The 25,283-nt window shown below is 39.5% G+C and carries 28 protein-coding genes and 1 tRNA gene; 15 read left to right on the forward strand and 14 right to left on the reverse strand.

From position 1 onward, the window contains the following. Position 1 precedes the first annotated feature (1 nt). The 6 genes from cysD to EPR_RS00750 form a co-directional block, all read right to left on the reverse strand. Entirely contained in the window at positions 2-913 is a 912-nt protein-coding gene (cysD, locus tag EPR_RS00725) for a sulfate adenylyltransferase subunit CysD (protein ID WP_200763091.1), read from the reverse strand. A gap of 10 nt (positions 914-923) precedes the next feature. Continuing rightward, complete coding sequence (locus EPR_RS00730; protein ID WP_200763093.1) at positions 924-1,637, reverse strand: phosphoadenylyl-sulfate reductase; 714 nt, start codon at positions 1,635-1,637, stop codon at positions 924-926. An 11-nt stretch (positions 1,638-1,648) separates the two neighbouring features. Further along, a complete protein-coding gene (locus tag EPR_RS00735; RefSeq protein WP_200763095.1) occupies positions 1,649-1,876 on the reverse strand; it encodes a DUF2061 domain-containing protein in 228 nt (75 codons plus the stop codon). A 74-nt stretch (positions 1,877-1,950) separates the two neighbouring features. Then, positions 1,951-2,871, reverse strand: a complete 921-nt coding sequence (gene cysK / locus EPR_RS00740) for a cysteine synthase A (protein WP_200763097.1) — start codon at positions 2,869-2,871, stop codon at positions 1,951-1,953. A gap of 9 nt (positions 2,872-2,880) precedes the next feature. Continuing rightward, positions 2,881-3,297: an RrF2 family transcriptional regulator gene (locus tag EPR_RS00745; RefSeq protein WP_200763099.1), complete on the reverse strand. Its 417-nt coding sequence runs from the start codon at positions 3,295-3,297 to the stop codon at positions 2,881-2,883. Position 3,298: 1 nt separating this feature from the next. Then, positions 3,299-4,564 (reverse strand): O-acetylhomoserine aminocarboxypropyltransferase/cysteine synthase family protein, encoded by a 1,266-nt coding sequence (locus EPR_RS00750; RefSeq protein WP_200763101.1) that lies wholly within the window; start codon positions 4,562-4,564, stop codon positions 3,299-3,301. Positions 4,565-4,761: 197 nt separating this feature from the next. On the opposite strand from EPR_RS00750, the gene hypB reads away from it, so the two are divergent. From hypB to hypA, 6 genes are read left to right on the forward strand one after another with little or no spacing between them, the layout of a single operon-like run. Next, positions 4,762-5,511, forward strand: coding sequence for a hydrogenase nickel incorporation protein HypB (hypB, locus tag EPR_RS00755; RefSeq protein ID WP_200763104.1), 750 nt, complete (start codon positions 4,762-4,764; stop codon positions 5,509-5,511). 38 nt (positions 5,512-5,549) lie between these two features. Then, positions 5,550-5,798: a HypC/HybG/HupF family hydrogenase formation chaperone gene (locus EPR_RS00760; protein WP_200763106.1), complete on the forward strand. Its 249-nt coding sequence runs from the start codon at positions 5,550-5,552 to the stop codon at positions 5,796-5,798. A gap of 33 nt (positions 5,799-5,831) precedes the next feature. Beyond that, a complete protein-coding gene (gene hypD / locus EPR_RS00765; protein WP_200763108.1) occupies positions 5,832-6,974 on the forward strand; it encodes a hydrogenase formation protein HypD in 1,143 nt (380 codons plus the stop codon). Continuing rightward, the gene (gene hypE / locus EPR_RS00770) at positions 6,971-7,990 is read left to right on the forward strand and encodes a hydrogenase expression/formation protein HypE (RefSeq protein ID WP_200763110.1); all 1,020 of its coding nucleotides are present in this window, start codon (positions 6,971-6,973) and stop codon (positions 7,988-7,990) included. The genes hypD and hypE overlap by 4 nt, the downstream gene beginning before the upstream one ends. Positions 7,991-7,999: 9 nt before the next feature. Continuing rightward, a complete protein-coding gene (locus EPR_RS00775) occupies positions 8,000-9,724 on the forward strand; it encodes a hydrogenase maturation protein (protein ID WP_200763112.1) in 1,725 nt (574 codons plus the stop codon). Continuing rightward, on the forward strand, positions 9,706-10,053 hold the full coding sequence (gene hypA / locus EPR_RS00780; protein WP_200763114.1) for a hydrogenase maturation nickel metallochaperone HypA: 348 nt from the start codon (positions 9,706-9,708) through the stop codon (positions 10,051-10,053). The genes EPR_RS00775 and hypA overlap by 19 nt, the downstream gene beginning before the upstream one ends. 28 nt (positions 10,054-10,081) lie before the next feature. Here hypA and EPR_RS00785 read toward each other — a convergent pair whose 3' ends face one another. Beyond that, positions 10,082-10,318, reverse strand: a complete 237-nt coding sequence (locus EPR_RS00785; protein WP_200763116.1) for a hypothetical protein — start codon at positions 10,316-10,318, stop codon at positions 10,082-10,084. A gap of 238 nt (positions 10,319-10,556) precedes the next feature. Here EPR_RS00785 and EPR_RS00790 point away from each other — a divergent pair, with 238 nt between their 5' ends. Continuing rightward, positions 10,557-10,994: a DUF2267 domain-containing protein gene (locus tag EPR_RS00790; protein ID WP_200763118.1), complete on the forward strand. Its 438-nt coding sequence runs from the start codon at positions 10,557-10,559 to the stop codon at positions 10,992-10,994. Here the strand turns inward: EPR_RS00790 and EPR_RS00795 are convergent. The 5 genes from EPR_RS00795 to dnaG form a co-directional block, all read right to left on the reverse strand. Further along, positions 10,991-11,827, reverse strand: a complete 837-nt coding sequence (locus tag EPR_RS00795; RefSeq protein WP_267905525.1) for a M90 family metallopeptidase — start codon at positions 11,825-11,827, stop codon at positions 10,991-10,993. The two genes, EPR_RS00790 and EPR_RS00795, sit on opposite strands and share 4 nt — an antisense overlap. Before the next feature lie 206 nt (positions 11,828-12,033). Further along, a tRNA-Ala gene (locus tag EPR_RS00800) sits at positions 12,034-12,109 on the reverse strand. Positions 12,110-12,139: 30 nt separating this feature from the next. Next, positions 12,140-12,508, reverse strand: a complete 369-nt coding sequence (locus tag EPR_RS00805) for a diacylglycerol kinase (protein ID WP_200763122.1) — start codon at positions 12,506-12,508, stop codon at positions 12,140-12,142. A gap of 3 nt (positions 12,509-12,511) precedes the next feature. Further along, positions 12,512-13,501 carry a 7-cyano-7-deazaguanine synthase gene (locus tag EPR_RS00810; protein ID WP_200763130.1) on the reverse strand — a complete coding sequence of 330 codons (990 nt, stop codon included), beginning with the start codon at positions 13,499-13,501 and terminating at the stop codon, positions 12,512-12,514. Beyond that, complete coding sequence (gene dnaG, locus EPR_RS00815; protein WP_200763131.1) at positions 13,479-15,140, reverse strand: DNA primase; 1,662 nt, start codon at positions 15,138-15,140, stop codon at positions 13,479-13,481. Before dnaG ends, EPR_RS00810 begins: the two co-directional genes overlap by 23 nt. 88 nt (positions 15,141-15,228) lie before the next feature. On the opposite strand from dnaG, the gene EPR_RS00820 reads away from it, so the two are divergent. The 7 genes from EPR_RS00820 (at position 15,229) to EPR_RS00850 (ending at position 23,155) form a co-directional block, all read left to right on the forward strand. Continuing rightward, positions 15,229-16,260 carry a tetratricopeptide repeat protein gene (locus tag EPR_RS00820; protein ID WP_200763132.1) on the forward strand — a complete coding sequence of 344 codons (1,032 nt, stop codon included), beginning with the start codon at positions 15,229-15,231 and terminating at the stop codon, positions 16,258-16,260. Further along, positions 16,238-16,666 carry a ribonuclease HI gene (gene rnhA, locus EPR_RS00825; protein ID WP_200763133.1) on the forward strand — a complete coding sequence of 143 codons (429 nt, stop codon included), beginning with the start codon at positions 16,238-16,240 and terminating at the stop codon, positions 16,664-16,666. The genes EPR_RS00820 and rnhA overlap by 23 nt, the downstream gene beginning before the upstream one ends. A gap of 137 nt (positions 16,667-16,803) precedes the next feature. Continuing rightward, positions 16,804-17,493 (forward strand): ribonuclease III, encoded by a 690-nt coding sequence (gene rnc, locus EPR_RS00830; RefSeq protein ID WP_200763134.1) that lies wholly within the window; start codon positions 16,804-16,806, stop codon positions 17,491-17,493. Further along, positions 17,486-18,559, forward strand: a complete 1,074-nt coding sequence (gene aroC / locus EPR_RS00835) for a chorismate synthase (RefSeq protein ID WP_200763142.1) — start codon at positions 17,486-17,488, stop codon at positions 18,557-18,559. Before rnc ends, aroC begins: the two co-directional genes overlap by 8 nt. A 242-nt stretch (positions 18,560-18,801) precedes the next feature. Beyond that, positions 18,802-20,544: an FMN-binding glutamate synthase family protein gene (locus EPR_RS00840; protein ID WP_200763143.1), complete on the forward strand. Its 1,743-nt coding sequence runs from the start codon at positions 18,802-18,804 to the stop codon at positions 20,542-20,544. Between the two features lie 8 nt (positions 20,545-20,552). After that, complete coding sequence (locus EPR_RS00845) at positions 20,553-21,881, forward strand: FAD-dependent oxidoreductase (RefSeq protein ID WP_200763144.1); 1,329 nt, start codon at positions 20,553-20,555, stop codon at positions 21,879-21,881. 2 nt (positions 21,882-21,883) lie between these two features. Next, entirely contained in the window at positions 21,884-23,155 is a 1,272-nt protein-coding gene (locus tag EPR_RS00850; protein ID WP_200763145.1) for a citrate synthase, read from the forward strand. Between the two features lie 12 nt (positions 23,156-23,167). Here EPR_RS00850 and EPR_RS00855 read toward each other — a convergent pair whose 3' ends face one another. Together EPR_RS00855 and EPR_RS00860 are read right to left on the reverse strand one after the other, a co-directional pair. Next, entirely contained in the window at positions 23,168-23,722 is a 555-nt protein-coding gene (locus EPR_RS00855; RefSeq protein ID WP_200763146.1) for a ribonuclease HII, read from the reverse strand. Next, positions 23,722-24,816 carry an ATP-binding protein gene (locus tag EPR_RS00860; RefSeq protein WP_200763148.1) on the reverse strand — a complete coding sequence of 365 codons (1,095 nt, stop codon included), beginning with the start codon at positions 24,814-24,816 and terminating at the stop codon, positions 23,722-23,724. The genes EPR_RS00855 and EPR_RS00860 overlap by 1 nt, the downstream gene beginning before the upstream one ends. A gap of 153 nt (positions 24,817-24,969) precedes the next feature. Between EPR_RS00860 and rpsJ the strand changes: the two genes are divergently transcribed. Further along, complete coding sequence (rpsJ, locus tag EPR_RS00865) at positions 24,970-25,281, forward strand: 30S ribosomal protein S10 (protein ID WP_200763149.1); 312 nt, start codon at positions 24,970-24,972, stop codon at positions 25,279-25,281. Positions 25,282-25,283: the final 2 nt, after the last annotated feature.

Genomic DNA, 25,283 nt, shown 5'->3' on the forward strand with positions numbered 1-25,283 from the left:
TTTAAAAATACCCCTCTATCTTTTTTTTCTCCATACTTCCTTCCTGATCTTTGTCTATAACTCTTCCTTCTCTTTCACTGGTACGGGAGAGTAGCATCTCCTGTATTATTTCCGGAAGAGTTTCGGCTTCAGATCTTACCGCTCCGGTTAGAGGATAACATCCAAGAGTCCTGAATCTGACCTTCTGCATCTTCGCTTTGGCTCTTAACTCTTCGGGCATTCTGTCGTCATCAGCCATTATCAGAGCTCCGTCGATTTCCACAACCGGTCTTTTCTTTGCGAAATAGAGCGGTACAATAGGAATATTTTCCAGATATATATACTGCCAGATATCAAGTTCCGTCCAGTTGGAAAGAGGAAATACTCTTACGCTTTCGCCCCTGTTTATTCTTGTATTGTATATGTTCCAAAGCTCCGGTCTTTGGTTTTTGGGATCCCATCTGTGGAACTTGTCTCTGAATGAAAAGATTCTCTCTTTTGCTCTGCTTTTCTCTTCATCTCTTCTGGCTCCTCCGATAACAGCATCGAATTTTCCTTTGTTTAAAGCCTGTTTCAGTGCCTGTGTCTTCATTATGTCCGTATGTAGCTTCGAACCATGGATAAAAGGGTTTATATTCATCTCTATCCCTTCCGGATTTGTATGAACTATCAGATCCACTCCAAGCTCTTTTACTCTTTTATCCCTAAATTCGATCATCTCTTTGAACTTCCACAATGTATCCACATGCAGAAGAGGAAAAGGCGGTTTTCCGGGATAGAAAGCTTTCATAGCAAGATGTAGCATTACCGAGCTGTCTTTGCCGATGCTGTACATCATAACCGGATTTTCGAACTGAGCCGCCACCTCTCTTAATATATGTATCGACTCCGCTTCAAGCTGTTTTAAGTGTGTAAGTCTGTTTTTTTCACTCATTTCTACCTCTTTATCTTTTTATATGCAGTCCGCACTCTTTATGTTCTGGCTCTTCCCACCACCATCGTCCGCTTCTTATATCCTCGCCCTCTTTGACGGCCCTTGTACAGGGCTCGCAACCGATACTTGGAAATCCTCTGTCATGTAAAGAGTTGTACGGAATATCGTTTTTACGGATGTATTCCCATACCTCATAGGTTTTCCATTCGAAAAGCGGGTTAAGTTTTATTAGGCCAAAGGTCGTATCGTATTCGATCAGTCTGGCATCGCTTCTGGTAACAGACTGTTCTCGTCTAAGACCTGTAATCCACGCTTTTTTGTCCTTCAGAGCTCTTTTTAGCGGTTCTATTTTTCTTACTTCGCAACATCGTTTTCTATTCTCTATGCTTTCATAAAAACCGTTGATTCCCTGATCTCTTACAAGCTGTTCCAGGCTGTTATAGTCGGGGTAGTATGCCCGTATTTTTATACCGTATCTCTTTTCGGTTTTCTCCCATGTTCTGTATGTCTCTTCATGGAGTCTTCCTGTATCGAGCGTGAAGATCTCAGTTTTGGGATCGATGCTTGCTACCATATGTGTAAGCACCTGGTCTTCGACCCCGAAACTGCTTGCAAGAGCGATATGGCCGGAAAACTCTTTCAGAAAATATTCGAGAACATTTTCAGGATTCTCTTTTTCATAAACTTTGTTGAAATTTTCGGCGATTTGTGTCAATCCATTCATTTAAATCTCTCCTATATCTGATATTCAGGCTCTTTTTCTATTCGTCCAAGGGGTATCTTATTCCATGCTCTTTCATGGAAATAGTAAAGAATCATTTTGGTTACAAGTTCGATGCCGCCTATAGAAGCGGCCATTCCGAAACTGCCGGTTATGAAAAAGGATATGATTATAGTATCGATTGTGCCGAGTGCTCTCCATGATATTGTTTTTATTACACTTCTATAAGGCTTTTCATGCATTCCTTTACTCCATATTTACTAACTCTATCGATTTAGTCAAGATTAAATATAAAAAAATTGCCTTTTTACTCGGGCTACTCAAAAAGCCCGCTGCTGAGGTACCTTTCACCGGTATCGTTCAGCATTGTCACAATCGTTTTGCCTTCATTTCCTGCTCTTCTTGCTATTTTGGCAGCGGCAAAAACGTTTGCGCCAGATGATATACCCACAAGAAGACCTTCCTCTTTTGCAAGTTTTTTGGCTGTTGAGACTGCCACTTCGTCACTTACCGTAATAATCTCGTCATATATATGGGTATCTAGTACCTTCGGAATAAAACCTGCACCAATTCCTTGTATTTTGTGGGGACCAGGTTTTCCTCCGCTAAGTACGGGTGAGCTTACAGGTTCTACCGCTACGATTTGAATTTTCGGGTTGTGTTCTTTCAGAACTTTCCCCACACCTGTTATTGTACCTCCGGTACCCACTCCGGCAACAAAAATATCTATGTTACCCTCTGTATCTCTTAATATCTCCTGTGCAGTAGTTTTTATATGAATTTCTGGATTTGCAGGATTTTCAAACTGCTGCAAAATTACTGCACCTTCTATCTCCTCTGCCAGCTCTATCGCCTTTTCGACTGCTCCGGCCATCCCTTTTGCAGGATCTGTCAGAACAAGTTCGGCACCCATAGCCGCAAGGAGTTTTCGTCTCTCTATACTCATTGAGCTCGGCATAGTTAATATAAGTTTGATTCCCATAGCCGCCGCTACAGATGCCAGGGCGATACCTGTATTACCGCTTGTGGGCTCTATCAGGACGCTGTTTTTATCGATTTTGCCGTTTTCGAAGGCTTTAAGAATCATATTTGCACCGATTCTGTCTTTAACCGAATGGGTCGGATTCATAAATTCGCATTTTCCCAAAATAAGAGCTCCGGTCTCTTTTGAAAAAGAGTTTATCTTTACAAGCGGCGTATTGCCTATAAGTTCGGTTACATCGTTCGCATATCTCATAGTCTCTCCTTATATGCTGTAAACCAGCCGATTTGAGACCTTTTGCTGATAGAGTTTGAAATCTTCAAGAGCAAGGTCGAAAATCTCTTCCAGTTTCTTCTGAGCCTCTTCATAAAAAAGTTCCAATACAGGATTTCCTGTAGATGTTTCGGTGATTTTTATATCCCCTTCAAGTGATTTTATGATATCGAGTACTTTTATATTTGACGGATGCGTTGCCAGCATATATCCTCCATGAGCTCCCCTGATACTCTTTACAAAACCGTCCTTTTTGAGTGTATTCAAAAGCTGTTCAAGATAGTTTTGGGGTATATTTGCTCTTGACGCTATGTCTTTTATCTTTACAGGTTTGGCAAACTGAAACTCTTTAGAGAGTTCGTACATGGCGACAAGGCCGTATGCACCTTTTGAGGAGAGGAGAGTCATATCAGCTCTCCATAGCCTGTTTAAGATCCTCGATAAGGTCTTCATACGACTCAAGCCCAACACTTAGTCTTACCAAACCGGGAGTTACACCCGTCTTTTCAAGCTCTTCGGCACTCAACTGCTGATGCGTTGTGCTTGCCGGATGTGTTATTATAGACTTTGAGTCACCTATATTTACAACGACTGAAAAGAGTTTTGTATTGTCAAGGATCTTTTTTGCATATTCAAAATCGCCCACTTCAAAACTGACGAGTCCCGAAGCCAATCCCTCTTTGAAATATTTTTGTGCCTTTTCGTAGTTGGCATCGCTTTTGAGTCCGGGATAGTTTACTTTGAGCACCTTCGGATGGTTTTCAAGAAACTCTGCGACTTTCAAAGCATTTTTTGAGTGCTCTTTTATTCTTATGGCAAGAGTTTCCAGTCCCTGGATATGCAGCCAAGAGTTATATGGTGCAGGGGCCGCTCCTATATCTCTTATCAAAGAGAGTCTGACCCTGAGCGTAAAGATAGGAAAGGGAAGGTCTGCATATACAAGCCCGTGGTAACTTTCGTCCGGCTCATTGAACTGCGGATATTTACTGTTTCCTATAAGTTTATTATTGAGCTCTTTGTTCTCCACTATAAGGCCGCCTATTGCGGTTCCCTGACCGTTTATATATTTGCTGGCGCTGTGAACCACCACATCAACGCCTCTGGTCAGAGGATTGAAAATTATTGGTGTTGCTACGGTGTTGTCGCATATGGTTACCACATTGTGCCTGGAGGCGATCTCAACTATTTTATCAACATCAGCAATGCTGATATGCGGGTTTGAAAGCGATTCGAAAAATATCGCTTTTGTTTTATCGTCAATGAGCTCTTCCAGGTCTTCTGCGTTGTCGCTCTCAAAAAGCCTTGCTTCAATACCGAATCTTTTTATAGTATGCGTAAGAAGCGTAGTCGCTCCGCCGTATATCTTTTTCGCTACAATTATATTGTCGCCTGCTTCAGCAAGGTTTGCCACAGCATAAAATATCGCAGCCTGTCCGCTTGAAGTAGCGATAGCTGCAGCACCTTTTTCGAGTGCTGCTATTCTGTTTTCCAAAACTTCGGTTGTGGGATTGTTCAGCCTGGTATAAATTGGTCCCAGTTCTTTGAGTGCAAAAAGATTTGCAGCCCGCTCGGCTGTTTCAAAATCATATGCAGTTGTCTGATAGATTGGTACAGCCATTGTTTTGTATTCATCTTTATTATATCCGTAGTGAAGAGCAATGGTTTGGTCTTTCATATTGAGTCCTTTTTATATGTTTTCGAAAATTATAATGAAAAAAAGTTTTAATGTCAAGTAAAACTATCGACATTATATAGATTAAAAGTGAAAATATAATTGTCTAGTCCTGAAAATATATAAGAATAATATTTTTTAACCGTTTTTTCAAAAAAGAAACCTATAATTTGAATAGTCATTCACTTAAAGGAGAAAAAATGTGCAAGGATTGCGGCTGCAGTATCACTGACCATCATCACCACTCTCATGAACATAAAACTGCCCATGAGCATCTTCATCACAATCCCCAGCTGAACGATACCAAAACGATAGAGGTTATTACTAAAATTTTGGATAAAAACGATCATGAAGCAGCCCATAACAGAGCCCATTTTGACAAACTCGGCGTTTTGGCAATCAACCTTATGAGCAGTCCGGGAAGCGGAAAAACAACTCTTTTGGAAAAATTGGCCGATGTTGCCGGCTTTAGATTTGGTGTTATAGAAGGGGATCTGGAGACTAACAGAGATGCAGAGAGGATAAAGGCAAAAGGAATTCCCGCATATCAAATACAGACAGGAAGCGCTTGCCATTTGGATGCATTTATGGTTCATGAAGGGTTGCATCAGATGCCTTTGGAAGAGATGGATGTCTGTTTTATAGAAAATGTGGGAAACCTTGTGTGCCCCGCAAGCTATGATGTGGGAAGCCATCTGAATGTGGTTTTGGTCTCTGTGCCGGAAGGGGAAGACAAAATAGAGAAGTATCCTGTTATGTTCAGGCAGGCGGATCTGGTTTTGATAACGAAAACGGACCTTTTGCCCCATTTTGATTTTGACGTAAACAGGGCAAAAGAAGCCGCGAGACGACTGAAGCCGAATGTGGATGTATTGGAAGTAAATACAAAAGATATCAAAACTGTTGAAAAAGTGGCAGAGTGGATTGAGTACAAAAGAAAATTTAGATAGCTGGTAAAAAGCAAAGAGTATAAATAAAAGGAGTCTGTATGTGCCTGTCAATTCCATCACAGGTAGTAGAGATAAACAGAGACGAGAAGACGGCCGTAGTAGATACTATGGGTGTGAAAAGAAAAGTAGGAATCGATTTTATCGCTGATGAGGTTAAAGTGGGCGATTATGTCCTTATACATATAGGATATGCCATGAATATTATAGATGAAGAGTATGCAAAAGAGTCGCTTGCTCTATATCAGGAAATCATAAAGAAGATGGAAAATGAAGAAAATCAAACATAGCCTTTTCTCTACAGGAATATTTACGGGGGAAATATGGAACTGAAACTAAAAGACCTTTATGACGGATTCAGAGACCCAAAAGCGATAAAAAGTTTTGCCTCTCTTATAGAAAAAGAGACAGAAAAACTGGATACTCCCATAAATATTATGGAGGTTTGCGGTGGTCATACGCACACTATTATGAAATACGGCCTGCCTCAGCTTCTGCCCGAAAAGATCAATTTTATCCACGGTCCCGGATGTCCTGTATGTATAATGCCGAAAGAGAGAATCGACCACGCATATATTCTTGCTATGCAAGAAGATGTGATATTGGTAACTCTGGGTGATATGATAAAGGTACCGGGTTCAAAAGGCTCTTTGCAAAACGCCAGGGCAAAAGGGGCGGATGTACGATTTGTCTATTCTCCTTTGGATACTGTCAAAATTGCATTGGACAATCCGGACAAAAAGATTCTGTTTTTTGCGATAGGTTTTGAGACCACAACTCCCATGACGGCCGCTTTGATAGATACTGCTATAAAAAGAGGGATAAAAAATCTGTTTTTTCATATAAATCATGTGACTGTTCCGGAGGTGATGAAAGAGCTCATAGATAGCAGAGACATTCATGTGAACAGTTATGACAACCGCATAGACGCTTTTATAGGACCGGCTCATGTCAGCGTCATAGCAGGCTCCAAAATTTATGAGGTTTTCCCTGAAAGATACAACAAACCGGTAGTGGTAAGCGGTTTTGAACCGGTAGACGTTATGGAGTCTGTTTATATGCTGGTTAGACAGTTTGTCCAAAATAGATGTGAGCTTGAAATACAGTATAAAAGAAGCGTCACCAAAGAGGGAAATATCGCGGCTCAGAAGATGATAGACAGATATTTCGAAAAAAGAGAGCTTTTCAAATGGAGGGGTATTGGCAACATTCCAAAAAGTGCATTGAAGCTTAAAGAGGAGTTTTCTTATCTGGATGCCGAGAAAATTTATGAAGATATATTGCCCAAAGATGAGATAGAAGACCATAAACTCTGTATTTGCGGTGATATTTTAAGAGGTATAGCAAAACCGAACGAGTGTTCTGTTTTCGGAACTGTCTGCAAACCAAGTTCTCCTCTTGGCAGCTGTATGGTGAGCAGCGAAGGGGCTTGTGCAGCATATTACAAATACGGGGGTCTTATATGAGCAGAAAAACCGTAACCCTTGCTCAGGGCAATGGCGGAGAAGAGAATGCCGAATTGATAAACAAAATCTTCTACCGTCATCTTAAAAACGAGACTCTAAAAAGAAATGAAGACGCCGCTATTATAGAACCTTTCAATATGCAGTTGACTTCCAAAATAGCTTTTACGACTGACAGTTTTACCGTAAGCCCGATATTTTTCAGTGGCGGAGATATCGGCAAACTCAGTATCTGCGGGACCTGCAACGACCTTGCGATGATGGGAGCAAAACCGAAATTTCTGAGTCTTTCTGTTATAGTCGAAGAGGGTTTTGAAATAAGAGAACTTGAAAAAATAGTGCGCTCTATGAAAAAGGAGCTTGATATAAACGGTGCAAAAATAGTATGCGGTGATACGAAAGTGGTGCCCAAAGGAAGTGCAGACAAAATATTTGTCAATACCACCGGAATAGGAGAGGTGCAGAAAAACGGACTCTCTTCCTCTTCTATAAAGGCAGGAGATGCCATAATTGTTTCAAGAGATATAGGAAGGCATGGAGCGGCGATATTTGCGGATAGGGAAGGCATAGAGCTTAGCAGTTCGCTCAAAAGCGACTGCGCATCTTTATGGCCGATAGTTGAAAAACTTATAGAAGCGAATATCGGAATAAGCGCTATGAGAGACGCCACGAGAGGAGGTGTTGCCGCCGTTTTGAATGAGTGGGCGAGGCAGTCTGAAGTATGTATAGAGATAGAAGAGGCTTCGGTTCCGATAGCCGAAGAGGTGAAAGGTATATGTGAGCTTTTGGGATTTGAAGCCTATAATCTGGCAAATGAAGGAACATTTGTTCTTGCCGTAGAAGAAAAAGATATTCAAAAAGCTCTTGAAATCATACAAAGTTTTGAAAACGGCAAAAATGCGGCTATTATAGGTTCAGTTACAGGTGAATATCCGAAAAAAGTGGTGCTTAAAAGCGAATGGGGCACCAAAAGGTTTCTCGACCTGCCTACCGGTGAACTTCTGCCAAGAATCTGCTAAAGGGTGAAATTGAAAGAGCGAACTCTTAAAATACTTCTGATAGTGACAGCTTTCAACTCTTTGACGCAGAGAATTTTCTGCGAACTGAGAGATGCAGGACACGAAGTATCGGTAGAGTATGCTATAAATAACTCCGTTATGGAAGAGGCTGTGGAACTCTTCAAACCGGACTTGATAATATGCCCCTATCTTACAAAGAAGATTCCGGAGTCCATCTGGAAAAAAATCACGACTATTATCATCCATCCGGGTCCCAAAGGCGACAGAGGACCCTCTTCTTTAGACTGGGCTGTTATGAAAAATGTGAAAGTATGGGGAGTTACAGCTTTGCAGGCAAACAGTGAGATGGATGCCGGAGATATCTGGGCAAGCGAAACTTTTGAGATGAGAGATGCTTCCAAAGCCTCTATTTACAGGCGAGAAGTTGCTGCTTTGGCATCCAGACTCGTAAAAGAGGTGTTAAGAAAATTTCGTGATAAAAATTTCATTCCCGAAAAACAGGACTTGTCCAAACCGGACTACATAGGAAGGCCGCACTCTGCTATGAAACAGGCCGACAGGCAGATAGACTGGACAAAAGATGATACAGATACAGTGATAAAAAAGATAAGGGCATCCGATAGCATACCGGGTGTTTTGGACAACATATTGGGACTTGAATGCTATCTTTACGGAGCCCACAAAGAGGATATTCTCAGAGGCAGACCGGGAGAAGTTCTGGCAAAGAGGTATGGTGCAATATGTATAGGGACTGTTGATGGTGCTGTCTGGATAACTCATTTGAAAGAAAAGGCAGTTAAGTCAATGAAACTTCCGGCCACCTTTGTTTTAAAAAGCAGGCTAAAAGGTATAAAAGAGAGTCGTATTCCTCTTGTTTTGGAAGAGAAGAGAGAGACTTTCAAAGAGATTTGGTTTGAACAAAAAGCAGATGTGGGATATCTCTATTTCAATTTCTACAACGGTGCGATGAGTTCAGAGCAGTGCATGAGGCTCAAATATGCCATTGAATATCTTAAGGAAAAAGATATAAAACTGCTTGTTTTAATGGGAGGAGAGGACTTTTTTTCAAACGGCATACATCTGAATATTCTTGAAGATTCACAGAAAAAAGCCGAAGACGGCTGGTCCAATATTCATTCGATGAATGAGCTTGTTAAAACCATTCTTTATACGGAAGAATTTTTGACTGTTGCTGCGGTAAGAGGCAATGCAGGGGCAGGGGGAGTCTTTTTGGCTTTGGCTTGTGACTTTGTTATAGCAAGAGAGGGTGTTGTTTTAAATCCCCACTACAAAACGATGGGATTGTACGGCAGCGAATATTGGACATATACGCTACCAAAAAGAGTAGGAGAGAATACGGCTTTAAGGCTGACTGAAGAGTGTCTGCCGGTGAGTGCTTCAAAGGCTTGTAAGCTTGGCCTTGTGGATAAAGTTTTTGATGAAGATTTCTTGAAATTTCATAATGAGCTTGAAAAATTCTGCTGCAAATTGGCGGATTCAGATGAATTTTACAATATATTGGATGAAAAAATCGAAAAACTTGAACTCCAGGAATCCATTAAACCTTTGCAGACATACAGAGATATGGAACTTGAGAAGATGAGACCCAGTTTTTTTGACGAAACAAGCGAATTTCACAAACTAAGGCACGACTTTGTTTATAAAGTATGTCCAATTAGCACGCCAAACAGAATAGCGTTTCACAGGAAAAAATTATGCATGAATACAGTATAGTCCAGTCTCTTTTAGATCTGGTAGAAGAAAATGCAAGAAAACATGAGGCTAAAAAAATAAAAAAAATAGTCGTAAAGATAGGCAGACTCAGCGGTGTAGAGCCTCATCTGCTGGAAATTGCGTTCAATACGTTTAAAGAAGGAACCATATGCGAAGAAGCTGATTTTGTTATGAATATTCAAGAACTCAAAGTCCGCTGCAAAAAGTGTGATGTCGTCAGCGAGATAGAGTCTAAAGATCTGTTATACGAATGCCCCTCTTGCAGTTCATGCGAACTAGAAGTTCTCGACGGAGAAGATATGTACCTGATGAGTCTTGAGATGGAGTAAAATGCAGAGCGTTTTACTCTGTTTTTTATTATTTAAGCTCTCTGTTTTTGCTGCAACCGCATGGAGTTTTGTTTTCCACTTTTTTTGCTTTGCAGTTGCATTTTTCAAGACCTTTTTCCTTGCAGTCGCATTTTGATGCTTTGATCTCTTTCATAGAACAACATTTTGTACTGTTACAGTTTCCTCCAGGACAAGCTATTGCGGCAGTAGCGGCAAAAGCAGTACCTATCAATGCTGTTATTATAAGATTTCTGAATTTTTTCATTTTTTCCCTTTTTTGAAATTTTTTACTATTTTATATAAAGTTTTTTAAATAGTCATCATAACTGTTATTTAACAAATTAATATAATAAAATTTTATATTATTTTATTTATGATTTTCATAAGGACTGATTATGAAAAAAGCTTATGAAAGCATTGTTGCAAAATGATAAATACAAAGTAATAAAATTTATTAAATTTGATGTATAATGATTTAGAGAAGACAAAAAAAGGAGGCTGATATGAATTTCGAAAAAAATGCACAGGTTGGAAACGAGTTTCTAAAAGAGGTGGCAATTGAACTTGGTCATCCTGGAGATATCAACAGAGGCGGAAGAGTTTTAAGGTCGGTTTTGAGAGTACTTAGAAGAAAAATATCGCCTGATGAGTATCTGGATCTCATATCGCAGCTTCCTATGTGTATAAAAGCTGTTGCTGTAGATGGGTGGAAGTTGACCGAATTTCCTGACAAATCCATAAAAAATGTAGACGATTTTATAAAGGCCATTACAGAAGAAGACAAGAGATCGGCCGATAATGACTTTGGTGATGAAAATCAGGCGAAAGAGGCTGTAAAAGCAGTTTTCAGAGTAATAAAAAAGCATGTATCCGAAGGTGAAATAAAAGACCTTGAAGCTGAATTGCCAAAAGTGATAAAAGAGTTTATAGAGGAGGCTTAAGCCTCCTTCCATTTGACTGGGTCAAGTCTGTAGAATTCTTTTAAAAGAGTATAGAGTTCTGGTAATTCTTTTTTCATTTTTTCAGGTTTTTCAAAAAAATTTTCCGTTGCTACAGCAAAAAACTCTGCCGGACTGGTTATGGCATATGAATCCAAAAAAGAGCCTCTATAATCTGCGTATATCTCTTCTATTTTTTTGAACTCTTTTGACATTATACGTCTCCATCTGCCGTAAAGCGAAAAAGGCAACAGTGGAGTGCCGTCCGCAAAGCCGTCGGCCATGTCAAGCTGATGTGCAAATTCGTGCAGCCCTACATTTTTGCCATCGTTTGGATTTATATCTCCATCTGTTAGGTCTTTATATGAAATTACGACCTGTCCGCTCTGCCATGCTTCTCCCAGCAGAGCGCTCTCTTCTTCGCTTATCACCCATCCGTTTATGATTTTCTCTTTTTTGACAAAAGCTTCCGGGTAGAGTATTACGGTTTTTACATCTTTATACATACATCTGTCGATTCCTGCTGTTAAAAGACAGGCATTAGCTGCAACCAAAACTTTTTTCATATCATCTATTACTATTCCTTTTACTCCTATAAATTCCTTCTCTTTGATAAAAACCATTATGCATGCATGGAGATTTCTTTTTATATCCGGCGGAAGTCTTTTATAAATAGGGAATCGCTGTCTCAAAAAGGACCGGTATTTTTGCGGAAAGGGTTTGAATTTACATAGTTGGTATCTAAAATCGGTTGTTATAAAGATGTAAAACCTATAAATGAGATATATGAAAATCAGTGAGAGAAAAATTATGAAAAGAGATTGGTAAAAATTCATTATTGAATCCTCTAAATAAGTATAGTAGCAAATATTAACAAAATGTTAATTTATTATAGAATTGCTTTTAAAAAATCTATAATTTTTCAAAAATTAGGAGAGGACTATGAGATATATCGCTCTTTATAACAAAAGTTTTTCGAAAAGATTCTACAAAATCATTAGAGAGCTTTTTGAAAGTTTCGTCAGAAGTTTTGAGTAGACAATGGTGGAGCGTACCGGGATCGAACCGGTGACCTCCACGCTGCCAGCGTGGCGCTCTCCCAGCTGAGCTAACGCCCCTTTTAAAGCGGTGTAATTATAGCAAAAAATTCAAACTATGCCAAATTCTACCAGAAGAGTAAAAATCCAGACAAGCGATGTCATGACAAGGCTTATAAGTACAGCTGCTGCTCCTGCGTCTTTAGCGAATTTGGCTAGGGTATTTTTTTCGGGAGAGGCCAGGTCTACCACTCTTTCTATAGCGCTGTTGAGTATCTCTACAAGAAGCGGAAAGAAAAGAGATACCTGAAGCAGAGCTTTTGATGTAAATCCCACAGGTAAAAACCATAGTCCAACGCTCATAATTACAAACAAAAAAACCTCTATTTTAAAAGAGGTCTCATTCAAAAAGACCTCTTTTAGGCCGTCAATTGCATATTTTGCATTGGAAAAAAGAGAGTATCCCGGTTTGAAAAGCATCTTTTACACCTGTAGGAAATACTGTTTTGCATCCTCTTTGGAAGGAAGAGGACGGGCAGTTATCTTCTCATCTCCAACAAGCACTTCATGCTCTTTACTTTTATCAGCTTTTGAATATGTGAGTGCCAAAGATGCGGCCAACTCTCTATCTTTTTTGCCGGCACTTTTTGAAAGAAGGGACAAGGGACCTACGATTCCGGGAAGTGAAATCTTAACAAATTTTGGATTTTCAATTGCCGCAATTTTTTCATTCTCTTCTTTGTTTCTGGCAATAACGAGCTTTGCTCCATCCGGAAGTCTGAAATGTCTGCCTACTTTGAGAATGGGAATATCTTCAACCTCAAATGTATCGTATTTTATAAAATCTCTGATCTTTTCACTGAAATACTCATCTGTCAACAGGCATCCGCCGGATGGCGAAGGATAATCTTCAATACCCCATTTTTTGGCAAGTTCCATTTGTCTTTCTCTGCTTCTTCCGCTGATATCGAGCAGTTTTTCTCTATCAACCCATCCCTCTGTTTCAGGAATGGTTGGGGGAAGAAGTTTCGCACTGAGCGGCCTTAATATCAATCCGTCAGCATCGCTGAACTCGCTTACTATTTTTAAAGCATCCATTCTCTGGCTCATCGGTCTTTGACCGAGAACCTCACCGCTGATGATAAATTTTGCATCAAGTTTTTCAAGAAGCGCTTTTGCCACTCTTACCATATGTGCATGGCAGTCGATGCAGGGATTGAAGTTTTTTCCGTATCCGTATTTGGGATCAAAAAGTACTTTTTGTATATATTCATCTCTTACATCAACTATTTCGAGTTTTGCTCCGATTTTATCTGTTAGTTTTCTAAGGTTTTCCTGCTTTTCATAGGCATCTTTCGCACCTCCGAATCCTGTTTCAAAATGAAGAGCGATCACTTCGATGCCTTGTTCTATGATAAGTTTCATAGCCAAAAGGCTGTCAAGTCCCCCGCTAAATAGTGCCAAAGCTCTCATATGTTACAAGTTCTCCTTTTTTTAGTTTTTCGATTATTTCTCTATATTTTCTTATTTTGAATGTCTTTTCTTTGAAATCTATATTTTTATCTTTTGCAAGTTTTTTAAGTTTCTGCGAGTAGTATTTTATCAAAAAAATTAATAGTTCCGATCTTAGCTCCTCTTCGCTGAAAGTTTTGAGGTCTTCATCGAGTAGAACTCCCAAAAGTTTAGGATGATCGGTTTTTCCCTCTTTAAGGAGTCTGAATTCGTTTTTGTGATATATGAAGTGCTCTTCGTCTATATAGTCTAAAACCGTGTCTATCAAAGAGGATTCGTTTAAAAGCGTTTTTATAATGCTAAGTTCTTTTGTATCTTTTGTCTGTAGATAGTCTGATTTTGAATATTTTGTATTGACTGATATCGCTTTTTTGACTTTTGCCGTAGAGATACCAAGTTTTGAGGCAATAGGTTCCAAAAAGCGGATATCTTCTCTATAAAGAGCCGAAACGGATTTTAGCACTTTTATGCATTCGTTAAACGCTTTCTCTTTCTCTACCGGATTTTCTATATCAAACATGGTAACCGTCTTTTCTATAACGAAATCGTAAAAAGGTTCTGTTTTATGAAAAATCTTGTTCAGTTCCTCTATTTTGGATTCGTTTACCATATCTGCTGGATCTTTCCCCTCGCCAAAAAGTACGATTCCTCCTTCTATACCGGAAGATATAAGCAGCTTTGCCGCTTTGATGGCTGCATTTACTCCGGCTTTGTCTCCGTCATATGCAAGAATTACTTTGGGTTCTCCTCTTCTTAGGATAGGAAGATGCTGCGGCGTCAGGGCTGTGCCAAGAGTAGCAACCGCTGTATCAAAACCGGCCTGATGAAGCATAATGACGTCAAGATAACCTTCCGTAACGATAATCTCTTTTTTTCTGTATATATGCTCTTTTGCAATGTGATATCCATATAGGAGATTTGATTTGTTAAAAAGCTTAGTCTGCGGCGAGTTTATATATTTTGCAGGATGACCCGTTATGGTTCTGCCTCCAAATCCGACAAGTCGTCCGCTATGCGAATATATGGGGAAGGTGATTCTCTCTATAAGCCTTGCATATACACGTTTTGAGTCAGTTCCCAAAATCCCGGTTTCCACCGCATCTTTTACGGAAAGAAAATTGGACTTTATGAAGTTTATAGTCTTTTCTGAAGATGGCGCGTAACCCAACTCAAACTTCTCTATACTTGACTCAAAAACACCTCTTTCTTTGAGATACTTCATAGCATCGGGTGTGGAGTCTAGCATCTTTTTATAAAATTTGTTCACCTTTTCGAGTATTTTATGAAGGTCATGCCCCTTTTTTTCGTTTGTGTAGTTTAGATGTATATTGTACATGGAGGCAAGTTTCTCTATCGCCTCGGGATAGGGGAGTTTTTCGTACTCCATTACGAACTTTATCGCATCTCCTCCGGCTCCGCAGCCGAAACAGTGATATATCTGTTTTGAAGGGCTTACTACAAGGCTGGGAGTATCCTCGTTATGAAAAGGACAGAGTGCCTTGAAATTTGCACCGCTTTTTTTAAGCTCTATATAATTCCCTACAACATCGACAATATCAAGTCTGTTTTTAAGTTGTTCTATTGAATCTCTCTCTATCATATATTCATTATATCATAATGGCCTCTTTTTGTCTTTATCCATTTGTCCCTTTATAGTATAATTAAATCAAAAATTAGCAGGGAAGACTTTGGATAACTTTTTGCTTGAGTACAGAGACCCGCTTTTCGGAATCATCATTTTTTTTTCACTTATATTCATTATCTCTTTTTTTAGCTATTGGTGGGGAATAATGAAATCAAAAGAGGAGGAGAGTGAGCTAGGCAGATTTCTTTCAAAGTTTGAAGGTAATGCTGACAAAGAGCTATGGAGCCCGGAAAATCTGGACGATACAAAAAAAGCGCTTCTGTTGCTCGCATCCTCTTTTGAAAAGAGCGGCGATTTTGAAAAAGCTATAGCCATTTATCTGGGAATTCTTGAAAAAACTGTGAATAAAAGTGAAAAACATGATGTTTTAAGACTTCTTGGAAGAGTCTATTTCAAAGCGGGATTCCTGCAAAGATGTAAAGATATTTTTATCGAAATTCTCAAATTTTTCCCAAGAGACCCATGGTCTCTCAGATATCTTATGGTTACATACGAAAGGCTCAGAGACTACAGAAAGGCTCTTGAGATAACAGAATCTCTAGAAGAGCTCGAAGATGTAAAAGAAGAAAGAGGCTATCTTTTGGCCAGAAACATTATCGAAGAGTCCTCTTTGTCCGATACGGAGAAGATAAGAAGACTTCTTGCTCTTTATGCAGATTTTCCAGGCCATACGAGGCTGATTTTCGAATTTATATTCAAAACCAGACCAAATGAAGGTTGGAAGGCGCTAAAAGAGGAGCATTATCCGATTATATGCGATATTTTATGGAACTTGCCTTATCATAGTGTAGATTTCGGAAGAGTAGAAAAAAACAGATATTTAAAGGAGCTTTATAGTGCAAAAGGTTATGGAAACTATGCTGATGGAAGTACTGTTTTTGAGTTTGATGTTTTGATAAACCTTAACAAAGAAGAATACGGTAGAGCCGGTCTGGAATTTGAATATATATGCCGTGAGTGCAAACAGATATTTCCTCTTCCTTTCAACAGATGTCCGAACTGTATGAAAACAGGCAGTGCTGAACCAGAAATGCTCATATCAGAGGTTATAAATGAAAAAGATATATCTATATAGTGACGGCTCCTCATTAGGCAATCCGGGACCTGGAGGTTTTTGTACCATTATAAGATACAAGAAGCATGAAAAGATAATAAAAGGCGCAGAGCCGCATACCACAAACAACAGAATGGAACTAAGAGCCGTCATAGAAGGCCTAAAAGCATTGAAAGAGCCCTGTGAGGTTGTTATCTATTCTGATTCGAACTATGTTGTCAAAGCGATAAACGAATGGCTGCCGGGCTGGATAAAGAAAGATTTTAAAAATGTAAAAAATGTGGATCTTTGGAAAGAGTATCTTGAAATAAGCAAGCCTCACAAAATAAAAGCCATATGGGTCAAAGGGCATAGCGGGCACAGCGAAAACGAATTATGTGATAAAATAGCAAAAGAGGAAGCGAACAGGATCAAATCGGAGATATGAGTGTGGGTGTGGAACCAATCACCAATCACATTCACGAATCACGAATCACGAACAACGAGAGTTGGAAAATTAGAGAGTTAGAGTATGATTGTTTGCTAACTTTCTGACTTTCTCACTCTCCAAAAAGAGGAGAGAAAATGAAAAAAAGGATAGAAGAGCTGGAAAAGATTTTAAACTATCACTTCAAAAACCAGAATCTCATCATAGAAGCACTTACGCATAAAAGCTACAAAAAACCTTATAATAATGAAAGACTGGAGTTTTTGGGAGATGCTGTTTTGGATCTTGTGATAGGAGAATATCTGTTTAAAAAATTTCCAAAGGCAAACGAGGGAGAGCTCTCCAAAATGAGAGCGTCACTGGTAAACGAAGAGGGTTTTGCCAAGCTCGCAAAAAAGATAAATCTGGGAGACTATATTTTTATATCTGTTGCCGAAGAGAATAACAACGGCAGAAACAAACCATCTTTGTTATCCAATGCATTTGAAGCGGTCATGGGTGCTGTATATCTTGAAAGCGGTCTTGAAGAGGTAAAAAAAATAGCCTTGAGACTTCTTGAAGAGGTCTATCCGAGGATCGACCTTACCACTCTTTTTAAAGACTATAAAACCACACTGCAAGAACTTACCCAGGCGCATTATGGCGTGACTCCGGAGTACAGGCTGCTCTACTCATCCGGGCCGGATCATAGAAAAGAGTTTGAAGTAGCTGTTTTTTTAAATGGAGAAAAGCTGGCAAGCGCCAAAGGCAAAAGCAAAAAAGCCGCACAGCAGGAAGCCGCGAAGATTGCGCTTGATATTTTGAGAAAAAGGGAAAAAGTTGAATAGTTTTGGAAAAAGATTTGTTTTTACCACTTTCGGAGAGTCACACGGAAAAGCTATCGGCTGTGTAATAGACGGTGTTCCTGCTGGACTCGAAATAGACGAAGAGTTCATACAAAAAGAGCTTGATAAAAGAAAGCCGGGACAGAATGTTTTTTCAACGGCAAGAAAAGAGGCTGATAAAGTTGAGATTCTAAGTGGGGTTTTCGAAGGCAAAAGTACAGGTACTCCCATAGCGATGGTTATATATAACAAAGATCAGAAAAGCCGGGACTACAGTAATATAAAAGATATTTTCAGACCAGGGCATGCCGATTTTACATATTGGTACAAATACGGGATAAGAGACTATCGCGGCGGAGGAAGAAGCAGTGCCAGAGAGACTGCCGCAAGAGTTGCCGCAGGTGCTGTTGCTAAGCTGATGTTAAAAGAGCTAGGTATCGAAGTAGAGGGCGGTGTATGTGAAATTGCCGGGATAATATCACGAAAAAAGGATTTTGAGTATGCGAAAAAAAGTGAAATTTTTGCGCTCGATCCAGATGTAGAGGAGGCTCAAAAAGAGGCTGTTTTGGAAGCTAAAAATGAACATGACTCTGTGGGCGGAGCCGTTTGTATAAGGATAAATAACGCTCCGATAGGATTGGGTGAGCCCATATACTATAAACTTGACGCTGTTCTTGCAGATGCTATGATGAGTATAAATGCAGCAAAAGCAGTAGAGATAGGACGAGGTATAGAGAGCGCAAGAATCAAAGGAAGCGAGAACAACGACCAGATATCCAAAGATGGTTTTCTCTCAAATAACGCAGGTGGAATTTTAGGCGGAATAAGTAACGGGGATACGATAGAATTAAAAGTCTATTTCAAGCCCACTCCTTCAATTTTTAAACCTCAAAAAACGATCGATATTTACGGCAAAGAGGTGATATGCGAACTCAAAGGCAGACATGATCCGTGTGTGGCTATAAGAGGTGTTGCCGTTGCGGAGGCTATGGCGGCTCTGGTTATTGCGGATATGCTGCTTCTTAATATGGGCAGAAGAATGGATGGGATCAGGAAGTACTATTCGTGATTCGTGACTCGTAATTCGTGAATGGTGAATGTGATTGGTGATTGGTTCCACACTCACACTCACACCCACACCAACACTCACACTCACACCCACACCAACACTCACACTCACACTCAAACTACCACACCCCAATATTTGTAAATATTATGCAAATTTATATCATTTCTTATCTAAAACTCAGAAACATTTGGCAATAATAATCTCTACATAAAAAAATTTTTTGTTAAACACTGGAGGCTGTAATGCTTGAGAGCATAGATCTGTTCCTGGATAATTTTTTGTCTTATTTTATAGAGTTTGTGGAAATTATTCTTTTTCTTGCTGTTTTTGGATTGGCAAATCTTTTCATATATGATAGATACGTACAGAGAAAACATCAGTTACTTATAAACTATCCTGTAATAGGAAGATTCAGATATCTTTTTGAAGCCTTGCGAGAACCTCTGAGACAATATTTTGCTGAAGAGAAGTTCTACGAGTCAAGGGATAAGGTAGAGTGGGTATACAAAGCCGCGAAAAATCTGCCAAATTTTATGTCCTTTTCTGTTTCTCAGCCCTTTTCTGGCTCAAGGTTTATCATCAAACACTCTCCGCAGGTATTAAATGACAGTGAGGTAGATAACGATTTTAGCGTTGTTTTTGGGAAAAATCGTCCCATTCCGTTTAGATCGAAAAGTCCGATTATCCGTTCTGCAATGAGTGACGGTGCGCTCAGCCCGGAAGCCGTACGTGCTTTTACGCTTGGGGCAACACTTTCCAATTTTACTATAAATACTGGAGAAGGAGGGCTTACTTCCAACTATTTTTTTACCCACAGGCCCGATTTGAAAAATGCCGGATATCTTGAGATAGTAAAAAGTACGCCTTTTGCGCAGCTTGCTTTTAAGCTTGTAACTTTTTTCTTCAACCGTTCTCTTGCTGTAAAGGTATATAGAAAACTTCTACTTCATAAAAAGACGGAGAATACCTATATTTATGATCCCGTTTCTCACTCTCTTTTTCGTGTAAACTGGAGTGCTCCCATTGAAGAGTTTCCAAAAGAGGTTCCGGCCGATATGCCTGATCTTATACTTCAAATCGGCTCGGGTCTTTACGGAGTAAGAGATAAAGAGGGGAATTTTGACGAAAAAAGATATGAAAAAGCGATGCGTTTTTGCAGAATGACCGAGATAAAGATAGCACAGGGGGCTAAACAGACTGGCGGAAAGCTTGTCGGCTCAAAAGTAACAGCTGATATCGCCTATTATCGCGGTGTAGAAGAGGGAAAAGATCTTATCTCTCCAAACCGTTTCCCCTATGCCAAAACTACTGAAGAGCTTCTTGATTTTGTAGGAAAACTTCAGGATATCTCAAAAAAACCGGTAGGAATCAAGATAGTTATATCGGATGCAAAAAGTGTGGAGGATCTGGTATATACCATGCATAAAAGAAAAGAAGAGGGGAAGGCGATAGTCGATTTTATAACTGTTGATAGCGGAGATGGAGGAAGTGCAACGGCGCCGCTTGAACTTATGGAGTCTGTTGGACTTACAACCCCTAATGCCCTTTATGTCCTTGATACTATATTAAGAAGATACAATCTCAGAGAAGATGTGAGTATAATAGTAAGCGGAAAAATACTGACACCCGATGATGTGGTAATAGCACTGAGCCTCGGAGCGGATGCCGTTGGAATTGCCAGAGGATTTATGATGAGCGGCGGATGCATAAGGGCCAGGAAGTGTGCCGGAACCGATTCTCATGTATGTCCCGTGGGTATGGCTACACAGGACCCGAAACGAAGAGCTTCCTATCTTGTCGTAAGAAAAGGAAAAGAGATAGCGAATTATCATACAAATCTTTTAAAGGGAATTAAAACTCTTTTGGCTGTTATGGGTGTAAAGCATATAAAAGAGCTTGATAAAAAACATCTTACCTATAAAAATCGTCTGGGTGAGATATATTTTGATGTAGATAACTATTTTCACCAAAAACTTCATATATAAGGATTGGCATGGAGCAGCATTATTACAACGTTATAATCGTCGGTGGCGGTATATCTGGTACCGCGCTTTTTTATGAACTCTCAAAATATACAGATATAGAGAGTATGGCACTTTTCGAAAAATATTCGAGAATTGCACCGCTAAACTCCAACGGGAAAAACAACTCCCAGACTCTGCATTGCGGTGATATTGAGACAAACTATACTATAGAGAAAGCCGAAAAAGTCAAAAAGACCGCTCAGATGCTCTCAAACTACGCTATCAAAAACGGGTATAAAGATAAATATATTTTCAAATTTCCCAAAATGGTTATTGGAGTAGGAGATGAAGAGGTCGAATTTATCAAAAAGAGATATGAAAAATTTAGTAGTTTATATGGATATTTAAAACTTTTTACAAAAGAGGAACTGTCAAAAATTGAACCGAAACTGATAGAAGGAAGAAAAGAGGATATCGTAGCAATGGGTGCTCTTGACGAGTACTGCGCAATGGATTTCGGAGGAATAGCCGAAACTTTTGTGGAAAATGCTCAAAAGACCAAAGATAAAGTATGCGATCTTTATCTGAGTACAGAGGTTTACGATATAGAAAAGAAGGGTAATAAATATATGCTAAATACCCCGAGAGGGCAATTTTTTGCAGACTATGTTGTAGTTGATGCCGGAGCCCATTCGCTTCTGCTTGCCCACAAAATGGGTTATGGAAAAGAGTACTCTTGCCTTCCTATTGGAGGAAGTTTCTACTATGCTCCCGCTTCCATTCTTGGTTCAAAAGTCTATACAGTTCAAAACGACAAACTCCCCTTTGCTGCTATTCACGGAGATCCCGATATTTTGGCAAAAGGCAAAACAAGATTTGGTCCTACGGCTCTTGCCCTGCCTAAACTGGAACGTTATAGAGATACTACGTATATCGATTTTATTGAGGCATTCAGTCCGGACAAAAATGTATTGAAAGTCTTTTACGATCTGCTTTCGGATGAAGATATTAGGGACTATATTTTCAAAAATATGATGTTTGAGGTACCGGGTATCAGAAAAGGGCTCTTTTTAAAAGAGGCAAAGAAAATTGTGCCGACTCTGACAGAAGATGATATTGAGTTTGCTGACCATGTGGGAGGCCTTCGTCCTCAGATAATAGATAAGAAAAACAGAAAACTGCTTCTGGGCGAAGCGAAAATAGATACGAAAGAGGGGATTGTCTTCAATATGACACCTTCACCAGGGGCAACAAGTTGTCTGGGAAATGCGCTGAAAGATGTGGAGCTAATATCAACATATCTCAACTGTAGATTCGACCGGGGCAGACTGGAAGAAGAGCTGATGAAAGGAGCTTGAAAATGGCAACTTTTACGATAAAGGATAATCGTACAGGAAGAAGTGCGGAATTTGAAGTTCTTGACTCCACCCTCGGTTCCCCGGTAGTTGATATAACCGGCCTGCACAAAGAGCTGGGAGTATATACGTACGATAACGGTCTTGGAATGACTGCAACTTGTCAATCTGAAATAACATTTATAGACGGTGCAAAAGGAGAACTTCTTTACAGAGGCTATCCTATAGAAGAGCTTGCCGAAAAGAAAAACTATATCGAGGTATGTTATCTGATTTTGCACGGAGAGCTGCCGAACAGTGACCAGTATGAGAGTTTCGAAAAAGATATACGTATAAAAAGTTATCCGCATGAAGGTATAAAAAATCTTTTCAGCGCTTTTCCGGACAACGGACATCCTATGGCGATACTCTCTTCTGCTGTTTCGGCTCTGAGTGCTTTTCACCATCAGCATCTGAACATCAAAGATGATGAAGAATTTATGGAGATGGCAAGAAGAATCATAGCGAAAATGCCTACACTTGCCGCTTATACATACAGACACTCTATGGGATATCCTCTTATCTATCCGGATATGGACAGATACTTTACGGAAAATTTTCTATATATGCTAAGAGCCTTTCCTACCGGAAAGACCGAAATAAGCGAAGTAGAGACAAGAGCGCTCGATACTATATTCATGCTTCATGCCGACCATGAACAGAATGCTTCCACAACTACAGTAAGAGCAGTAGGTTCTACCGGTGCGCACCCTTATGCGGCCGTAGTTGCCGGTATAAATGCTTTGTGGGGCAGAGCTCACGGAGGAGCGAACGAATCGGTTATAGCTCAGCTTGAGATGATAGGAAGTGTTGAAAATGTGGACAGATTTATCAAAAGAGCAAAAGATCCGAATGATCCTTTCAGACTGATGGGATTCGGACACAGAGTCTATAAAAATTTTGATCCCAGAGCCAGGGTTTTAAAGAGACTTAGAGATGAACTCAGAGATACTATAGGTATAAATTCAAAACTGATAGAGATAGCGGACAGAGTCGAAGAGATTGCTCTTAATGACGAATACTTTGTGAAAAGAAATCTCTATCCAAATATCGATTTTTATTCCGGTACGATTCTTGAGGCTCTTGGAATCAGAAAAAAGATGTTTACTCCCATATTCGTTATAGGCAGAACGGTAGGGTGGATAACGCACCTTATCGAGCAGAAAAGAGACCCGAAACAGAAGATATATAGACCGAGACAGAGATACATAGGAAAAAAGAGAAGAAGCGTTCCGTAAGAGTCAAACAGTCTAAAAGAGTGTGGGTTGAAGAGCTTTGGGGCGAAAACTTTTTCTGTGAATTGGGCAAAGCCCCAGCTTTTTTATCGCTTCTATATGCTCTTTTGTGGGATATCCTTTATGTTTTTCAAAGCCGTATCCGGGATATTTGGACGAAATTTCGGCCATATATCTGTCGCGGCTTACCTTAGCCAAAATACTGGCGGCTTTGACCTCTTCTATTTTTGTATCTGCTTTTATCATAACTTCAATTTCGCTTACGCCAAATTTCGAATTTCCGTCAAAAAGATATTTTTCTGCATCTATTGCAGAGATAATCTGCCTTAAAGCGTAAGAGATAGATTTTGAAAGACCGATATCGTCTATCGTTTTATTGTCGACAAATACTATTTTATACAATGAATTTTCCAAAATCGTTTCATAAAGCTTTTCTCTTCTCGTTTGGCTGAGAGCTTTGGAATCTGCCAGACCTTCTATCTCTTTTTCTAGAACAACTCCCGCGACCACCAAAGGACCCGCAAGAGGCCCTCTTCCGGCTTCATCTATTCCGCAAAGATGGTTTCTCATCAGCCCTCCATCTCTATCAAAGCCCATTCATAAAAGGGAAGAACGTGGCATCTGATTTGATTTTCTTCGAACTCGAAACTGCTGCCGACCGTAACGATATCTATCTCTTTTATTTTGTGCTCATTCAGACCTTTGAGGGCTTTATGGACTTTTTTCTGTATCATTACCTCGTTTCCGAAAGGAACACATATAACCGCATGTGAGATATCGGGCAGTAAAAAATCGATATAATCGTAATAAAAAACAGAACCCCCTTTTTTGAAAAGCTCCAAAAAAACCATGTTTTCAAACATTTTGGAAAACTCTTTTTCGAAAGTAAGCGCATTTTTTATTGTGAAATCGAAAAGATATATCTTTTTTGCCGCATTTGAACTGCCGTATTTTTCAACACTGTATATGTATCCTCTTTTTTTGAGCTCTTCGTAGTTTGAGTAAAATCTGTCTTTTGATATTCTGGTTTTGCTTTTAAGTTTTGTAAAGAGGTGGTAGGGTGAGCTTTTATGTCCCTGGGATAGTGCGGCTTCTCTGAAGGTCAAGAAAAGAGAATCCTCTTTGAATGCAAGAGTCAAAATTTCCTGTATTCTTGCTATTTTATTGTATTCAGGCTGCTGTATGATCTCCGGAATCGTGCCGTTTTTTAAAAAATTGCTGAAAATCGCCTTTATATCCTGACTCTTTTTTTCAAAAGCTATATACTCTTCGAAATCGAGATTTCTTATATGTATCGTTTCGAAATTCTCTTTTATCAACGGTTTCTCGCTTGAGAGTATCAACTGTTTTGTTTCGGGAAGAGGTATCTGCTCATTGTAGTTTTCTATTGCTACTATCTCGATGCCTTTTTTGTTGATGAACTCCTGCAGATTGGATTTTATGGAATGTATATCCATTCTTAAATCCGACATATCGATATATAGACGCTTTTTTTTGGGAAATCTGCTCAGATACTCTTTTATAAGAAAAGTTTTGCCGCTCCTTTTTGTTCCGAAAAGTATGGCATTCTTTCCTTCGGGTATTTTTATTTTTCTATTTATAAAGGGTAGTTTGCCTATATCTTTTTCGTAAAGTATCTCCAGTATCTCCATCAAAACTTCCAAACTGTTGTATTTTCCTTCCAAAAAGGAAACAAATTTGAAAGAATTTTACATCAAGTACCCTTAAATTATTGACTGTTAGAGAAAAATCTCATATAATTTCGACTCCAAATAAGGCTATTTTAGATAGCGAGTTCTTTTCACAAGGGAAAATTGATGGAAAAAATCAGACTTAAGCTTAGAGCTTATGACCACAGAGTACTGGACAGATCAGTTGCAGCAATTGTCGAAGCTGTCAAAAGAACAGGCGCTGAAATACGCGGTCCTATTCCATTGCCTACAAAGATCAGAAGATATACAGTTCTTAGATCGCCTCACATTAACAAAGATTCACGCGAACAATTTGAAATAAGAATTCATTCAAGACTTATTGACATCGTTTCAGCTACGCCTGAAACAGTAGATTCGCTAATGAAATTAGACTTGGCTCCTGAAGTGGATGTAGAAGTTAGGTCAATGGGTCAATAAGG

It is taken from the genome of Nitrosophilus alvini, assembly GCF_015100395.1.
In the GTDB taxonomy this organism is placed as follows: domain Bacteria; phylum Campylobacterota; class Campylobacteria; order Campylobacterales; family Nitratiruptoraceae; genus Nitrosophilus; species Nitrosophilus alvini.

Bases quoted from the DNA above. Each gene is read 5' to 3' on its own strand.
- EPR_RS00785 (WP_200763116.1), bottom strand. From the start codon at position 10,318: ATGAAAAAATTCAGAAATCTTATAATAACAGCATTGATAGGTACTGCT.
- rnc (WP_200763134.1), top strand. From the start codon at position 16,804: ATGAAAAAAAGGATAGAAGAGCTGGAAAAGATTTTAAACTATCACTTC.
- hypA (WP_200763114.1), top strand. From the start codon at position 9,706: ATGCATGAATACAGTATAGTCCAGTCTCTTTTAGATCTGGTAGAAGAA.
- EPR_RS00750 (WP_200763101.1), bottom strand. From the start codon at position 4,564: ATGAAAGACCAAACCATTGCTCTTCACTACGGATATAATAAAGATGAA.
- EPR_RS00845 (WP_200763144.1), top strand. From the start codon at position 20,553: ATGGAGCAGCATTATTACAACGTTATAATCGTCGGTGGCGGTATATCT.
- EPR_RS00795 (WP_267905525.1), bottom strand. From the start codon at position 11,827: ATGAATTTTTACCAATCTCTTTTCATAATTTTTCTCTCACTGATTTTC.
- EPR_RS00840 (WP_200763143.1), top strand. From the start codon at position 18,802: ATGCTTGAGAGCATAGATCTGTTCCTGGATAATTTTTTGTCTTATTTT.
- EPR_RS00790 (WP_200763118.1), top strand. From the start codon at position 10,557: ATGAATTTCGAAAAAAATGCACAGGTTGGAAACGAGTTTCTAAAAGAG.
- EPR_RS00810 (WP_200763130.1), bottom strand. From the start codon at position 13,501: ATGAGAGCTTTGGCACTATTTAGCGGGGGACTTGACAGCCTTTTGGCT.
- cysK (WP_200763097.1), bottom strand. From the start codon at position 2,871: ATGAGATATGCGAACGATGTAACCGAACTTATAGGCAATACGCCGCTT.
- EPR_RS00760 (WP_200763106.1), top strand. From the start codon at position 5,550: ATGTGCCTGTCAATTCCATCACAGGTAGTAGAGATAAACAGAGACGAG.
- EPR_RS00745 (WP_200763099.1), bottom strand. From the start codon at position 3,297: ATGACTCTCCTCTCCTCAAAAGGTGCATACGGCCTTGTCGCCATGTAC.
- dnaG (WP_200763131.1), bottom strand. From the start codon at position 15,140: ATGATAGAGAGAGATTCAATAGAACAACTTAAAAACAGACTTGATATT.
- hypE (WP_200763110.1), top strand. From the start codon at position 6,971: ATGAGCAGAAAAACCGTAACCCTTGCTCAGGGCAATGGCGGAGAAGAG.
- hypB (WP_200763104.1), top strand. From the start codon at position 4,762: ATGTGCAAGGATTGCGGCTGCAGTATCACTGACCATCATCACCACTCT.
- EPR_RS00850 (WP_200763145.1), top strand. From the start codon at position 21,884: ATGGCAACTTTTACGATAAAGGATAATCGTACAGGAAGAAGTGCGGAA.
- cysD (WP_200763091.1), bottom strand. From the start codon at position 913: ATGAGTGAAAAAAACAGACTTACACACTTAAAACAGCTTGAAGCGGAG.
- EPR_RS00805 (WP_200763122.1), bottom strand. From the start codon at position 12,508: ATGCTTTTCAAACCGGGATACTCTCTTTTTTCCAATGCAAAATATGCA.
- EPR_RS00735 (WP_200763095.1), bottom strand. From the start codon at position 1,876: ATGCATGAAAAGCCTTATAGAAGTGTAATAAAAACAATATCATGGAGA.
- hypD (WP_200763108.1), top strand. From the start codon at position 5,832: ATGGAACTGAAACTAAAAGACCTTTATGACGGATTCAGAGACCCAAAA.
- rnhA (WP_200763133.1), top strand. From the start codon at position 16,238: ATGAAAAAGATATATCTATATAGTGACGGCTCCTCATTAGGCAATCCG.
- rpsJ (WP_200763149.1), top strand. From the start codon at position 24,970: ATGGAAAAAATCAGACTTAAGCTTAGAGCTTATGACCACAGAGTACTG.
- EPR_RS00855 (WP_200763146.1), bottom strand. From the start codon at position 23,722: ATGAGAAACCATCTTTGCGGAATAGATGAAGCCGGAAGAGGGCCTCTT.
- EPR_RS00730 (WP_200763093.1), bottom strand. From the start codon at position 1,637: ATGAATGGATTGACACAAATCGCCGAAAATTTCAACAAAGTTTATGAA.